General features: G+C 64.8%; 13 protein-coding genes and 1 pseudogene. 12 read left to right on the top strand and 2 right to left on the bottom strand.

The window, feature by feature from the left end:
* Positions 1-13 precede the first annotated feature (13 nt).
* The 11 genes and pseudogenes from cobA to ACB030_RS09410 form a co-directional block, all read left to right on the top strand.
* Positions 14-772 carry a uroporphyrinogen-III C-methyltransferase gene (gene cobA, locus ACB030_RS09460; protein ID WP_081934461.1) on the top strand — a complete coding sequence of 253 codons (759 nt, stop codon included), beginning with the start codon at positions 14-16 and terminating at the stop codon, positions 770-772.
* Positions 773-897: 125 nt separating this feature from the next.
* A complete protein-coding gene (locus tag ACB030_RS09455; protein ID WP_205642334.1) occupies positions 898-1,479 on the top strand; it encodes an ANTAR domain-containing response regulator in 582 nt (193 codons plus the stop codon).
* 356 nt (positions 1,480-1,835) lie between these two features.
* A complete protein-coding gene (locus ACB030_RS09450; protein ID WP_371159322.1) occupies positions 1,836-3,194 on the top strand; it encodes a CmpA/NrtA family ABC transporter substrate-binding protein in 1,359 nt (452 codons plus the stop codon).
* A 14-nt stretch (positions 3,195-3,208) separates the two neighbouring features.
* The gene (locus ACB030_RS09445) at positions 3,209-4,168 is read left to right on the top strand and encodes an ABC transporter permease (protein ID WP_371159320.1); all 960 of its coding nucleotides are present in this window, start codon (positions 3,209-3,211) and stop codon (positions 4,166-4,168) included.
* Between the two features lie 33 nt (positions 4,169-4,201).
* Positions 4,202-5,023, top strand: a complete 822-nt coding sequence (locus tag ACB030_RS09440; protein WP_234568694.1) for an ABC transporter ATP-binding protein — start codon at positions 4,202-4,204, stop codon at positions 5,021-5,023.
* A gap of 26 nt (positions 5,024-5,049) precedes the next feature.
* Positions 5,050-7,554, top strand: coding sequence for a nitrite reductase large subunit NirB (nirB, locus tag ACB030_RS09435; protein WP_371159318.1), 2,505 nt, complete (start codon positions 5,050-5,052; stop codon positions 7,552-7,554).
* Positions 7,555-7,601: 47 nt separating this feature from the next.
* Positions 7,602-7,961, top strand: a complete 360-nt coding sequence (nirD, locus tag ACB030_RS09430; RefSeq protein ID WP_371159316.1) for a nitrite reductase small subunit NirD — start codon at positions 7,602-7,604, stop codon at positions 7,959-7,961.
* Between the two features lie 145 nt (positions 7,962-8,106).
* Positions 8,107-9,198 carry a PfkB family carbohydrate kinase gene (locus tag ACB030_RS09425; protein ID WP_371159314.1) on the top strand — a complete coding sequence of 364 codons (1,092 nt, stop codon included), beginning with the start codon at positions 8,107-8,109 and terminating at the stop codon, positions 9,196-9,198.
* Positions 9,192-10,100, top strand: a complete 909-nt coding sequence (locus tag ACB030_RS09420) for a pseudouridine-5'-phosphate glycosidase (protein WP_371159312.1) — start codon at positions 9,192-9,194, stop codon at positions 10,098-10,100. Before ACB030_RS09425 ends, ACB030_RS09420 begins: the two co-directional genes overlap by 7 nt.
* 12 nt (positions 10,101-10,112) lie before the next feature.
* Positions 10,113-10,208, top strand: a complete 96-nt coding sequence (locus ACB030_RS09415) for a pseudouridine-5'-phosphate glycosidase (RefSeq protein WP_310508850.1) — start codon at positions 10,113-10,115, stop codon at positions 10,206-10,208.
* A gap of 9 nt (positions 10,209-10,217) precedes the next feature.
* A pseudogene (locus ACB030_RS09410) lies at positions 10,218-10,316 on the top strand (pseudouridine-5-phosphate glycosidase); the annotation flags it as partial.
* A gap of 73 nt (positions 10,317-10,389) precedes the next feature.
* On the opposite strand, the gene ACB030_RS09405 reads toward ACB030_RS09410, so the two are convergent.
* Positions 10,390-11,115, bottom strand: coding sequence for a carbonic anhydrase (locus ACB030_RS09405; RefSeq protein ID WP_371159310.1), 726 nt, complete (start codon positions 11,113-11,115; stop codon positions 10,390-10,392).
* Between the two features lie 609 nt (positions 11,116-11,724).
* Here ACB030_RS09405 and ACB030_RS09400 point away from each other — a divergent pair.
* Positions 11,725-12,072, top strand: coding sequence for a DUF2541 domain-containing protein (locus tag ACB030_RS09400; RefSeq protein ID WP_371159446.1), 348 nt, complete (start codon positions 11,725-11,727; stop codon positions 12,070-12,072).
* A gap of 36 nt (positions 12,073-12,108) precedes the next feature.
* Here ACB030_RS09400 and mog read toward each other — a convergent pair whose 3' ends face one another.
* A complete protein-coding gene (mog, locus tag ACB030_RS09395; RefSeq protein WP_371159308.1) occupies positions 12,109-12,639 on the bottom strand; it encodes a molybdopterin adenylyltransferase in 531 nt (176 codons plus the stop codon).
* Positions 12,640-12,868 lie beyond the last annotated feature (229 nt).

Here is a 12,868-nt window from a genome sequence, read left to right as displayed (position 1 = left end):
CAAGGAGTGTGCGATGAGCCAAATCAGTCTGGTAGGTGCGGGCCCCGGGCCCCTCGAATTGTTGACCCTGCGCGCCCTGCACCGCATCGAGGCGGCTGAGGTGGTGGTCTATGACCGTCTGGTGGGGAGCGAGATCCTGGCCCGCATTCCTCAGGGAGCGGCCCGCTTCGACGTGGGCAAGCGCTGCGGCGAGCCGAGCCCCACCCAGGAGGAGATCAACGCCCTGCTGCTGGCCCTGGCCCGCACCGGCAAGCGGGTGGTGCGCCTCAAGGGGGGGGATCCCCTGGTGTTCGGCCGGGGTGGGGAGGAGGCGCTGCACCTGGCCCGCCATGGCATAGAGGCCGAGCTGGTGCCCGGCATCACGGCGGCCCTGGGCTGCGCCGCCAGCACCCTGATCCCCCTGACCCACAGGGGGCTGGCCCGCTCCCTGACCCTGGTGACGGGCCATCTGATGGACGAGGGGGACTATAGAGGCTGGCAGGGGCTGACCCGGGCCGGTCACACCCTGGTGTTCTACATGGGGCTGGAGCGGGCGGCCCAGATCCGGCAGGGGTTGCTGGCGGCGGGGGCATCCGGGGATCTGCCGGTGGCCCTGGTGGTGGCCGGGTGCAGTGCGCGCCAGCAGGTCCATCACGCCAGGCTCGAGGGACTGGAGCAGGCCGCCCGTGCCCTGCTCGGCCAAAGCCCCGTGCTGATGATCATGGGGGAGGTGGTGAACCTGGGCGCCGAGCTGCAGGCCCTGCTGAACCAGACCATGGAGCGGGTGGCCTGAGCCGGTTTTCCCCCTCTACCCCCACTACCTCTGGATAGATAAAAAGGAGGTAGATTCAAATAGTTGGCCTTCATGTTGCGGCATTTTCGGCAGACACGTTGCGATAGCCGTTGGCAAGGAGCGCCATGACTACTCTTCCCCGGGGCCAGGATGGCCCCCCCTCCCGCCTGCTGATCCACGCCGATGATCCGGGCCAGGCCAATCGCCTGGCCCTGCTGGTCAGCCACTATGGCCATCAGCCCAGGATACTCGACACCCGCCAGCTGCTGACCCCGATGGAGCAGGGGGACGCCCTGCTGGTCAGTTGCCGCCAGTTCGGCGCCGAGGTGCGCCTCGGCCTCTCCCTCTGGCCCGGCTTGCCGCGCCTCTTGTTCTGCGAGCGGCTGGGGGGCGACACCCAGCTCGCCCTGTTGCAGCAGGGGGTGCTGCTGGTGCCCCACCCGTGCGGCGAGCGGGAGCCGGTGGAGCAGTGGCTGCGGCTCGCCCGCAGCCAGCTCGCCATGGTGCAGGCCCTGATGCAGACCGAGAGCGAGCTGCGCCAGAAGCTGGAGGAGCGGCGGCTCATCGAGCAGGCCAAGGGGCGCCTGATGCGCCATCAGGGGCTGGATGAGGAGCAGGCCTATCGCCTGATGCGCAGCACCGCCATGAGCCGCCACCTGAGCCTGGGGGAGCTGGCGCGGCAACTGCTGCAGGCATTGCCCGCCTGAGCGCCCCGCTGGCAAACCGTTTTGGTGCAATTGCGCCTAATTGAGGCAAATTTGGGGGAAAAGCAGGGAGACAAAGGCCGGAAAGGGCCGTCCGGTGGGGCTTGGACGAGCTGGCACGGAAAGTGAATAACAAAATAACAAGAAGACGAGTGCAATGAAGTGAAGAGACGCAGTGAGGGGCCAGATCGGCCACCTCGCTGCAACAGGGCAAAGAGGCCCCACCGATCCCGGATCGGTGGGGCTTTTTTTTGGTCGCAACACGCTGTCCGGGTCGCAGCGCTGCAACGAGGCAGCACAGCGATTCCCCCGACAGCCTGGCGCGAATGCCCAGACCCTGAACCGAGCGAGGAGATGCAATGAAGGGACGACAAGGATGTGCGGGGCTGCTGCTGGCGGCGCTGTCGCTGCCGGCGCTGGCTGCTGTGGGTGCCCCCGAGCAGGAGGAGCTGAGACTCGGCTTCATCAAGCTGACCGACATGGCGCCGCTGGCGGTGGCCTACGAGCGGGGCTATTTCGAGGATGAGGGGCTCTACGTGACCCTGGAAGCCCAGGCGAACTGGAAGATCCTGCTGGATCGGGTGATAGACGGCGAGCTGGACGGCGCCCAGATGCTGGCGGGCCAGCCCCTGGCCGCCCACATCGGCATCGGCACCCAGGCCGAGCTGGTGACGGCCTTTGCCATGGATCTCAACGGCAACGCCATCACGGTGGCCAACAGCGTCTGGGCCGCCATGGCGCCCCAGCTGCCCAAGGCGAAGGCGGGCCAGGTGCCGCCCCCGGTGAGCGCCGCCGCCCTCAAGCCCGTGGTGGCGGAGTACCGCCAGGGAGGCAAGCCGTTCAACATGGGGATGGTGTTCCCCGTCTCCCCCCACAACTACGAGCTGAGGTACTGGCTGGCGGCGGGCGGCCTACACCCCGGCTTCTACGCGCCCAAGCTTGGCGACAACTCGGGCCAGCGTCAGGCTGACGTGCTGCTGTCGGTGACGCCGCCGCCCCAGATGCCCGCCACCCTGGAGGCGGGTACCATAGCCGGCTACAGCGTGGGTGAGCCCTGGAACCAGCAGGCGGTCGCCAGAGGCATAGGGGTGCCCGTCATCACAGACCTTGAGATCTGGCGCAACAACCCGGAGAAGGTGTTCGGCGTCACCCGGCAGTGGGCGGAGCGCCACCCCAACACCCATGTGCGGCTGGTGAAGGCGCTGCTGCGGGCGGCCTGGTGGCTGGATGCAGAACAGAACGGCAACCGGCGCGAGGCGGCCAAGCTGCTGGCCAAGCCCGAGTACGTGGGGGCCGACGAGGCGGTGATCGCCAGCTCCATGACCGGCACCTTCGAGTACGCCAAGGGGGACAAGCGCCAGCTGCCTGACTTCAACGTTTTCTTTCGCCACCACGCCACCTACCCCTACTACTCCGACGCCATCTGGTATCTGACCCAGATGCGGCGCTGGGGCCAGATCCCCGAGGCCAAGCCGGACGCCTGGTTCGAGCAGGTGGCCAAGGCGGTGTATCAACCCGAGGTCTATCGCCAGGCCGCCGAGGCGCTGATCGCCGAGGGCAAGCTCAAGGCCACCGACTTCCCGGACTTTGCCAGCGAGCAGGGCTATCGCGGCCCCCAGGATGGCTTCATCGATGGCCTCATCTACGACGGTCGCCACCCCAACGCCTATCTGCAGCAGTTCGCCATCGGCCTCAAGGGCGATGAGCGGGTGCAATGAGCAAGGAGATCTCGATGAAACGACACACATGGCCCCTTATCCATTGGAAAGCCATCAACTGGAAAATCATGGTGCAGCCCCTGCTCGGCGTGCTGCTCTTCCTCGGCCTCTGGCAGTGGGGGGCGAGCCAGGTGCAGACCAGTCTGGGCACCCTGCCCGGGCCGCTCGCCACCGCCAGCCAGTTCTGGTCTCTCGGCCAGGATCACCTGGCGGAGCGGGAGAAGGCGAGCGCCTTCCTCGAGCGCCAGCAGGCGCGCAATGCGGCGCGGCTGGCAGAAGATCCGGCGGCCGAGGTGAAGCTGCGCCCCTACACAGGGCGCCCCACCTTCTTCGATCAGATAGCCACCAGCCTGCTCACCGTGCTGTGCGGCTTCACTCTGGCGACCCTGATCGCCATCCCGTGCGGGGTGCTGCTCGGCATGAACCAGGGGCTCTATCGCGCCGCCAACCCGGTGATCCAGCTGCTCAAGCCAGTCTCCCCCCTGGCCTGGCTGCCCCTCATCACGCTAGTGGTGAGCGCCCTCTACGCAAACCCCAGCCCCTGGCTCGCCAAATCCTTCCTCACCTCGGCGCTGACGGTGACCCTCTGCTCCCTCTGGCCGACCCTGATCAACACGGCGGTGGGGGTGGCTGGGCTGGATGGAGATCTGCACAACGTCAGCCGGGTGCTGCGCCTCTCCTTTGTGACCCATGTGCGGCGCATCGTGCTGCCCGGGGCCCTGCCCATGATCTTCACCGGGTTGCGGCTCTCCCTGGGGGTGGCCTGGATGGTGCTGATCGCGGCGGAGATGCTGGCCCAGAACCCGGGGCTCGGCAAGTTCGTGTGGGACGAGTTCCAGAGCGGCGGTTCCTCGTCCCTGGCCCGCATCATGGTGGCGGTGATCACCATAGGCCTCATCGGCTGCGCCCTGGACAGGGGCATGCTGGCCCTGCAGCAGTGGCTCTCCTGGGACAAGCGCCAGGTGTTGCGTTAACAACAAATTCCATATTCAGGCGGAGAAGAGCCAATGAAGAGTTATCTGGAGATAAGCGACGTCGGCATCTCGTTCGAGACGGAGCAGGGCAGCTTCGAGGCCCTCAGCCGGGTCAACCTGCGCATCGAGAAGGGGGAGTTCGTCTCTCTCATCGGCCACTCGGGCTGCGGCAAGAGCACAGTGCTGAACCTGGTGGCCGGGCTGCTGGAGCCGACCCTCGGCGGCATCATCCTCGATGGCCGCGAGGTGGCGGGCCCCGGGCCCGAGCGGGCCATGGTGTTCCAGAACCACGCCCTGCTGCCCTGGCTCAGCGTCCAGCAGAACGTGGCGCTGGCGGTGGGGCAGGTTGAGCCGAACCGGCGGGCGGTGGCGGAGCGGGTCGATTACTACCTCTCCCTGGTGCAGATGGATCACGCCAGCCGGAAGATGCCTCACGAGCTGTCGGGGGGTATGAAACAACGGGTCGGCATAGCCCGGGCGCTGTCGCTCTCCCCCAAGGTGCTGCTGATGGATGAGCCGTTCGGCGCCCTCGATGCCCTGACCCGGGCCCATCTGCAGGATGCGCTGATGGCGATCCAGGCGGAGCTTGGCAACACCGTCATCATGATCACCCACGATGTGGATGAGGCTGTGTTGCTCTCCGATCGCATCTGCATGATGACCAACGGCCCCAGTGCCACCGTCGGCGAGATCCTGACAGTGGACCTGCCAAGGCCGAGGGACAGGGTCGCCCTGGCGGACGATCCCCACTATCACAAGCTGCGCCAGCAGGTGCTGCGCTTCCTCTACGAGAAGCAGCGCAAGGTGACCCCCCTCAAGGCGGCCGAGAAAGTGCGCAGCAAGCTGCGCGCCTGAGCCCACCGGATTCAAGGAAGAGAAACATGGACAATAAACAAAGATTGCTGGTGGTGGGCAACGGCATGGTGGGTCATCACTTTGTCGAGCAACTGGTGGCGGCGGGCGGCCTCGACCGGTTCGAGGTGACGGTGTTCGGGGCCGAGCCGGACTCCGCCTACGACAGGGTGCACCTGTCCGAGGTATTCGGCGGCAAGGCCCCGGAGGCGCTGCGCATGGCGGATCCCGCCTGGTATGAAGAGAGCGGCATCGCGCTGCGGCTGGGGTCCGAGGTGGAGGTGCTCGACAGGGCCGCCCACACCCTGACGCTGGCCAACGGTGAGCAGTTCCCTTACGACCGTCTGGTGCTGGCGACCGGCTCCGTGCCCTTCGTGCCCCCCATCCCCGGCCATCAGCGGGAGGGGTGCTTCGTCTACCGCACCCTGGGGGATCTCGCCGCCATCCGCGATGCCTGCGCCCAGGCCCGCAGCGGCGTGGTCATAGGCGGCGGCCTGCTGGGACTGGAGGCGGCCAACGCCCTGCGCCTGCTCGGGCTCAAGACGCAAGTGGTTGAATTCGCCCCCAGGCTGATGCCGGTGCAGCTCGACGAGAGCGGCGGCGCCGTGCTGAGGGACAAGATCCAGGCCCTCGGGGTCGAGGTGCTGGTGGAGAAGGCCACCGAGTGCATAGAGCAGGGGGAGCAGGCTCGCCACCGGCTGCGTTTCAAGGACGGCTCCCACCTTGAGACCGACGTCCTGCTCTTCTCGGCGGGCATCCGCCCCGCCGACGCCCTGGCCCGGCAATCCGGGCTGGAGGTTGGGGAGCGCGGCGGCATCTGCATCGACGACGGCTGCCACAGCTCGGATCCCGCCATCCTCGCCATCGGCGAGTGTGCGCTCTGGCAGGGGCGCATCTTCGGGCTGGTGGCCCCCGGCTACCAGATGGCCCGGGCCGCCGTGGCCAGCCTGTGCGGTGGCGAGAGCCGCTTCGCGGGGGCCGACATGTCCACCAAGCTCAAGCTGATGGGGGTGGACGTGGGCTCCATCGGTGACGCCCACGCCAGCACCGCCGGTGCCCAGGAGCTGCTGCTGCTGGACAGGGTCAAGGGCATCTACAAGAAGCTGGTGACCGACGGCGAGGGGAGCCGCCTGCTCGGTGCCATCCTGGTGGGAGACGGCGGCGACTTTGATCGGCTGCTGCAGTACTACCAGAACGGGGTGGCGCTGCCCCAGCCGCCGCTCTCCCTGCTGGTGGGGGAGGCGGGCACGGCCCCCGCGCCCCTGGTGCTGCCGGACAGCGCCATCCTCTGCTCCTGTCACAACGTCAGCAAGGGGGAGGTGGTGGCCGCCGTTCGGGCGGGCAATCACGAGCTGTCGGCGGTGAAGATCTGCACCAAAGCGGGCACCGGCTGCGGCGGTTGCAGCAACCTGCTCAAGCAGGTGGTGGATCAGACCCTGGCGGACCTCGGTGTGGAGGCGGACAAGGGGTTGTGCGAGCACTTCGCCCACGGCCGCCAGGAGCTCTATCACCTGGCCCGGGTCGGCGAGCTGAAGAGCTTCGAGGCGCTGCGGGACAAGCACGGCCAGGGGCTGGGGTGCGACATCTGCAAGCCGACGGTGGCCTCCATCCTGGCGTCGCTGTGGAACGAGCACGTGCTGGAGAAGCCCCACCGCGGGTTGCAGGACACCAATGACGCCTTCCTCGCGAACCTGCAAAAGGATGGCACCTACTCTGTGGTGCCGCGCATTCCGGGTGGGGAGATCACCCCGGAGGGGCTCATCACCATAGGCGAGGTGGCGCGCAAGTACGGCCTCTACACCAAGATCACCGGCGGCCAGCGCATCGACTTGTTCGGCGCCCGGGTCGACCAGCTGCCCGCCATCTGGGGCGAGCTGGTGGCGGCGGGGTTCGAGACCGGCCAGGCCTACGGCAAGTCGGTGCGCACCGTGAAGTCCTGCGTCGGCTCCACCTGGTGTCGCTACGGGGTGCAGGACTCCATGACCCTGACCCTGACCCTGGAGAACCGCTACAAGGGGCTGCGAGCCCCCCACAAGTTGAAGTTTGCTGTCTCCGGCTGCACCCGGGAGTGCGCCGAGGCCCAGAGCAAGGACATAGGCGTCATCGCCACCGAGCGGGGCTGGAACCTCTATGTGTGCGGCAACGGCGGCATGCGGCCGCGCCACGCCGACCTGTTCGCCACCGATCTCGACGAGCAGACCCTGATCCGCTACATCGACCGGCTGCTGATGTTCTATGTGCGCACCGGGGACAGGCTGCAGCGCACCTCTGTCTGGATGGAGAACATGGAAGGGGGGCTCGACTACCTCAGGTCGGTGATCATCGAAGACAGACTCGGCATCGGCGCCGAGCTGGAAGCCATGATGGGGGAGATAGTCGGCACCTGGCAGTGCGAGTGGAAGAGCACCTTGGCGGATCCGGACAAGCTCAAGCTGTTCGAGGCCTTCGTCAACCGGCCCGAGGACGAGACACCGCCCCGCCGTGAGGAGCGGGGTCAGTGGGTGCCGGATATCGCGATCAGGGAATTGGTATGAGCGGGGCCAGCGGGTTGCACCCCCGCCATCAGCATCAAGGAGGTGGTATGAACGAAGGGAAGGAAGAGGGCTTGTCGTCAGCGCCCGGGGTCTGGCATAGGGTGTGCGAGCTGGCGGCGCTGCCGGAGCAGGCCGGGCGCAGCGCCTGGCTGAATGGGCGGGTGCTGGCGCTGTTTCGCCTCGGGGAGCATGTCTATGCCCTGGACGGGGTGGATCCTCTGGCCGGCGTCGCCGTGCTGGGGCGTGGCCTGGTGGGGGACGCCGGGGGCGAGCCCGTGGTCGCCTCCCCCCTCTACAAGCAGCGCTACGCCCTGATGGATGGCCGCTGTCTGGACGATCCGGCCCTGAGCGTCGCCTGCTGGCCGGTGCGACTGGACGGCGGCGAGGTCTGGGTGCAGCTGGGTTGAGTGGCACCATCTGAAAACCGTTTTCCTGTCACCGGGCTCTGCCCGGTGATTTTTTGTGGCTGACCCGACATTTCTTGCACGAGAGGATGGTGGGAAAACGTTTTTCATAAATAATAGACAAACGTTTGTAACTGGATGTTTGTCTATGACGGAACGTGAGCAAGAGATCCTCGCCCTGCTGCGCCAGGATCCCATGATTGCCCAGCAGGAGCTGGCAGACAGGCTGGGAATCAGCCGCTCGGCGCTGGCGAGCCATATCTCCAGCCTGATGCGCCAGGGCTATGTGCAGGGGCGAGGCTATGTGCTGCGCGAAGGCCCCTACGCCGTGGTGATCGGCGGCGCCAATATGGATATCTGCGGCTGCAGCCACGACAACCTGCGCATCGGCGACTCCAACCCGGGTCGGGTGCGCACCTCCGCCGGCGGTGTGGGGCGCAACATAGCCGAGAACCTGGCGCGGCTCGGCACCGATACCCGGTTGCTGACCGCTGTGGGCAACGATCAATACGGCCATCACCTGCTGGAGGTGAGCCAGCGCGCCGGGGTCGACGTGCGTCAGGTGCTGGTGCTGGACGGCCAGGCAACCTCCTGCTACCTCAGCCTGCACGACGGCAGCGGCGAGATGAGCTGCGCCGTCAACGACATGGGCATCATCGACGAACTCACCCCGGCCCGGCTGACCCCGCTCAGCGGTTTCCTCGGGGCGGCCAGCCTCTGGGTGCTCGACACCAACCTCGCCACCCACACCCTCGACTGGCTGTTCGAGCGCCAGGGGGAGCACATCATCTTCGTCGACACCGTCTCTGTGGCCAAGGTGGAGAAGATCCGCCCCTGGCTGCACCGGATCCACACCCTCAAGCCGAACCGCAGCGAGGCCGAGCAGCTGTGCGGCTTCACCATTGCCGGGCCCGACACCTGGCCCATGGCGGCGGCCTGGTTCCACCGCGCCGGGGTGCAGCGGCTGTTCCTGAGCCTCGGCGATCAGGGGATTTTCTACAGCGACGGGGAGTGCCAGGGCCATCTGCCCGTGCTCGGCAGCCCTGTCGTCAACGTGACCGGCGGCGGCGATGCCTTCATGGCAGGGTTGGCTCACGCCTGGTTGCTGGAGCAGGGCATCATGGAGGCGACCCGATTCGCCCTCGGCTGCGCCGCCCTTACCGTCAATTGTTCCGATACCGTCTTTTCCGGCCTATCCAAGGCCGCCGTTGAACGCATGCTGGAGGAGTACCCATGTTGAACGCTTACCTCGATATCCAACCGGTCGTCGCCGACGCTCTTGCCGCCGGCAAGCCGGTCGTTGCCCTGGAGTCCACCATCATCTCCCACGGCATGCCCTATCCGCAGAACGTGGAGACGGCGCGCCAGGTCGAACAGGTGGTGCGCGACAACGGCGCCGTGCCAGCCACCATCGCCATCATCGATGGCCGCCTCAAGGTGGGTCTGGATGAGGGGGCGCTGGAGGCGCTGGGCAAGGCCGGCCACGCCGCCACCAAGTGCAGCCGACGCGACATTCCCTTCGTGCTGGCCAACAAGGGTCTGGGGGCGACGACTGTGGCTTCTACCATGATCATCGCCGCCATGGCGGGGATCCGGGTGTTTGCCACCGGCGGTATCGGCGGTGTGCATCGCGGTGCCCAGGAGACCTTCGACATCTCGGCCGACCTGCAGGAATTTGCCCAGACCCCGGTGGCCGTGGTGTGTGCCGGCGCCAAGTCGATCCTCGACATCGGTCTGACTCTGGAGTATCTGGAGACTCAGGGGGTGCCGGTCATCGGCTACCAGACCGAGGAGCTGCCCGCCTTCTACACCCGCGAAAGCGGCTTCAAGGTGGACTACCGCCTCGACACCCCGGCGGCGATCGCCGAGGCGCTGCGCCTGAAGTGGGAGCTGGGACTGGCCGGTGGTGCCGTGGTCACCAACCCCATCCCGACCCAGTTCGCCATGCCCAGGGCCGACATCGACGCTGCCATTGCCCAGGCACTGCGTGAGGCGGACGAGCAGGGAGTGAAGGGCAAGGAGTCCACCCCCTTCCTGCTGGCCCGGGTGTGCGAGCTGACCGGCGGCAACTCCCTGGCGGCCAATATCCAGCTGGTGCTGAACAACGCCGCCCTGGGGGCAAAGATTGCCGCCAGCCTGTAACTGTTGCCCCCTGTGAGCGAACTGACCGGCGGTGACTCCCTGGCAGTTAATATCCAGCTGGTGCTGAACAACGCCGCGCTGGGGGCACGCATCGCTGCCAGCCTGTGATCGGTCGTCCGGGTGTGCGAGCTGACCGGTGGCAACTCCCTGGCAGTTAATGTCCAGCGGGTGCTGAACAACGCTGCGCTGGGGGCAAAGATTGCCGCCAGCCTGTAAACGTCTTTGCGATAGATGCAAAAGAGGGCCAAAAGGCCCTCTTTTTATTGCATAAATCAGTGAGATAAATCCCTTATTCCAGCACCAGTCGCCCGTTGAGAGGCTGGACTGGCCTGTTGTTGGGGTGGTGCATCACCGCCTTGAAGGCGTCGATCTGGGCCTGGCTCACCTGCACCGGCTGCTTCATCACCAGCCAGCGCACCCCTTCCGAGCAGGGCGGCGTGGTCAGCGAGCCGCTGAAGCGGTAGTAGTCGCGCTGGGTGGGCAGCAGTTGCTCCGCAGAGATAGGTTCCTTGAAGGCGTGGATCTCGCCCGTTTTCGCTGGCAACTGCTCCCAGGCCCGGCTCAGCGCCCCATTGGCCTTGCCCGCTTCGAACATCACTGCCACCACCGCCAGCTCCCCCTTGTCATTGGCATGGACCAGGTGCCCTTCCAGGGGGTAGGACCTGCCCTCGATGAGGTTTTCGCTGGGGGCGTGGAAGTGGAACTGCTTGAGCTCGAAGCGCATGCCGTCGAGCTCAAGGCTGCTGCCGGGGGTATAGTTGACCTGCACCGTGTGGCCGTTGTTGACTAGCGTCTTGCCACCCGGCAGGTAGTGGAACTGCAGTGGTGCCAGCTCGGCCTCCACCAGACCCGAGAGGTTGACCGGCGACTGGTTACTGCCGGCGCACTGGCCAAATTCCGGGGTCAGGCTGGCCCATTTCGCCGGGCCGGCCTCACCGCTGTACTCCCAGTGCGGGGCGGCGGCGAAGGCGGCAGGGCAGAGCAGCAGGGCGCCGACCAGCAGGGACTTTTTCATCATGCATCCTTATCTTGATTGAAAAGCGCGGCGATCCGTTTCCCCACTCGGTGAGGGAACAGCAGATGGCATTCTCTGGAATGCGGGATACAGAATGTCAGACCGGAAATTTATTATTGAGGATCATCACCGGCGATATTTATGATGCATTTAATATGAATCTAAATAACGCTCGGCCACCCCTGAATATTGAGTGGTTGTTTTATCAAATGAAAGCACTCTAATTAATTAGCTGTTATCCAGGATGAATTTTTCCATGATTTTACTATCGAAATCAGGCTCGTTTTTTACCTCGAGAATCCTCGCTTTCAGTTCGCTGTGAATATCTCAGTTGGCTGTTTTTATTGATGTTTTTATTCACCTTTTGGTCTTGATTAAATGATGGATGGTTGCTCGCGGGCAGGCTGAGGCCGAGATTGTTTGCAGACTCAAGGGAGAGAATCAATATTGTCCTCTGGCGCTGGCCTTGCCCCCTGGTACAGCGCCAGTACAGCTTGGGTTTGGCGTCGGGTCCTTATCATGCCCCTTTTTTCAGGAGGCATCATGTCAGGTCTGTTTTCTCTTCATCTCTCATCCCCCTTTACCCGCGCCTTGCGCATCTGCTTGCCGATGGCGCTGCTCGGCGGGGTTGTGCCCCCGGCCATGGCCGACGATGAATTTCGGCTGGGCAATACCATATTGCTCGGGGTCGGTGATCACCCCGCCATCATTCCCATGCTCGCCTGCCGACCGGCCAGGTCCATCATGGTCAAGGCGGGGCGGGAGCTGACCCTGGACAGGGTCAAGGTGATCTACGGCAATGACCGCAGCAAGACACTGCACTTTGACAAGGCGCTGAAAGAGGATCAGGAGTCCGGCTGGAAGTCCCTCGGCAGCCGGGTCTGTATCAAACGGATCGAGGTCTATGGCAATTCGGAAGGGAGCAAGGCGGGGGTCAAGGTATACGGCCGCAAATAAGAGAGGGACGGGGGTTCACATCCCCCGTCCTGTTTCCTATTTCTTGGGGCGGAACGGCTTGATGACGGCTTCGTCGCACTCGAGATAGGGCCCTTCCATCAGGTCGATGCAGTAGGGGATGGCGGGGAAGACCGCATCCAGGCACTCGCGGATGGACTTGGGCTTGCCCGGCAGGTTGACGATGAGGGCGCTGCCGCGCAGGCCGGCGGTCTGGCGTGACAAAATGGCGGTTGGCACGAACTTGAGGGATTCGGCTCGCATCAGCTCGCCAAAGCCCGGCATCATGCGATCGCACACGGCTTCGGTGGCTTCCGGCGTCACATCCCGCTTGGCCGGGCCTGTGCCGCCCGTGGTGACGATGAGGCAGCATGACTCCTCATCCGCCAGCCGAACCAGGGTCGCCTCAATCTGATCCTGCTCATCCGGGATCACCTGATAGACGGGCTCCCACTCCGAGGTCAGATAGGCGTTCAGGGTGTCGATGATGGCCTTGCCGGAGAGATCTTCATAGATGCCCGCGCTGGCGCGATCGCTGACAGTGACTATACCGATTCTTGCCTTGCTCATGCTCTGCCCTTGGTCATTGGAAAAAGTGGTAAATAAAATAACATAATCAGTGAGATATGTTAAACCACCGGCTCGGGTACGACATGGAAAGGCTTAAATTGAGATTCGAACGAAAAGCAGATTAATTCGCGATCGATGAATAGGGAATAAGAAGAACCATAAAAGCCTTTAAAATTTATAAAAAAAGTGACGCATGTGGAATAACGATAATTTCATGAATCCTAAAGAA

Source organism: Aeromonas sp. S16(2024) (genome assembly GCF_041403065.1).
Taxonomy (GTDB): domain Bacteria; phylum Pseudomonadota; class Gammaproteobacteria; order Enterobacterales; family Aeromonadaceae; genus Aeromonas.
The sequence above is the reverse complement of the archived record's forward strand: the minus strand, read 5'-3'. Positions and strand labels throughout refer to the sequence as shown.

Coding starts and splice junctions, on each gene's coding strand:
- cobA (WP_081934461.1), top strand. CDS start 14: ATGAGCCAAATCAGTCTGGTAGGTGCGGGCCCCGGGCCCCTCGAATTG.
- ACB030_RS09455 (WP_205642334.1), top strand. CDS start 898: ATGACTACTCTTCCCCGGGGCCAGGATGGCCCCCCCTCCCGCCTGCTG.
- ACB030_RS09450 (WP_371159322.1), top strand. CDS start 1,836: ATGAAGGGACGACAAGGATGTGCGGGGCTGCTGCTGGCGGCGCTGTCG.
- ACB030_RS09445 (WP_371159320.1), top strand. CDS start 3,209: ATGAAACGACACACATGGCCCCTTATCCATTGGAAAGCCATCAACTGG.
- ACB030_RS09440 (WP_234568694.1), top strand. CDS start 4,202: ATGAAGAGTTATCTGGAGATAAGCGACGTCGGCATCTCGTTCGAGACG.
- nirB (WP_371159318.1), top strand. CDS start 5,050: ATGGACAATAAACAAAGATTGCTGGTGGTGGGCAACGGCATGGTGGGT.
- nirD (WP_371159316.1), top strand. CDS start 7,602: ATGAACGAAGGGAAGGAAGAGGGCTTGTCGTCAGCGCCCGGGGTCTGG.
- ACB030_RS09425 (WP_371159314.1), top strand. CDS start 8,107: ATGACGGAACGTGAGCAAGAGATCCTCGCCCTGCTGCGCCAGGATCCC.
- ACB030_RS09420 (WP_371159312.1), top strand. CDS start 9,192: ATGTTGAACGCTTACCTCGATATCCAACCGGTCGTCGCCGACGCTCTT.
- ACB030_RS09405 (WP_371159310.1), bottom strand. CDS start 11,115: ATGAAAAAGTCCCTGCTGGTCGGCGCCCTGCTGCTCTGCCCTGCCGCC.
- ACB030_RS09400 (WP_371159446.1), top strand. CDS start 11,725: ATGGCGCTGCTCGGCGGGGTTGTGCCCCCGGCCATGGCCGACGATGAA.
- mog (WP_371159308.1), bottom strand. CDS start 12,639: ATGAGCAAGGCAAGAATCGGTATAGTCACTGTCAGCGATCGCGCCAGC.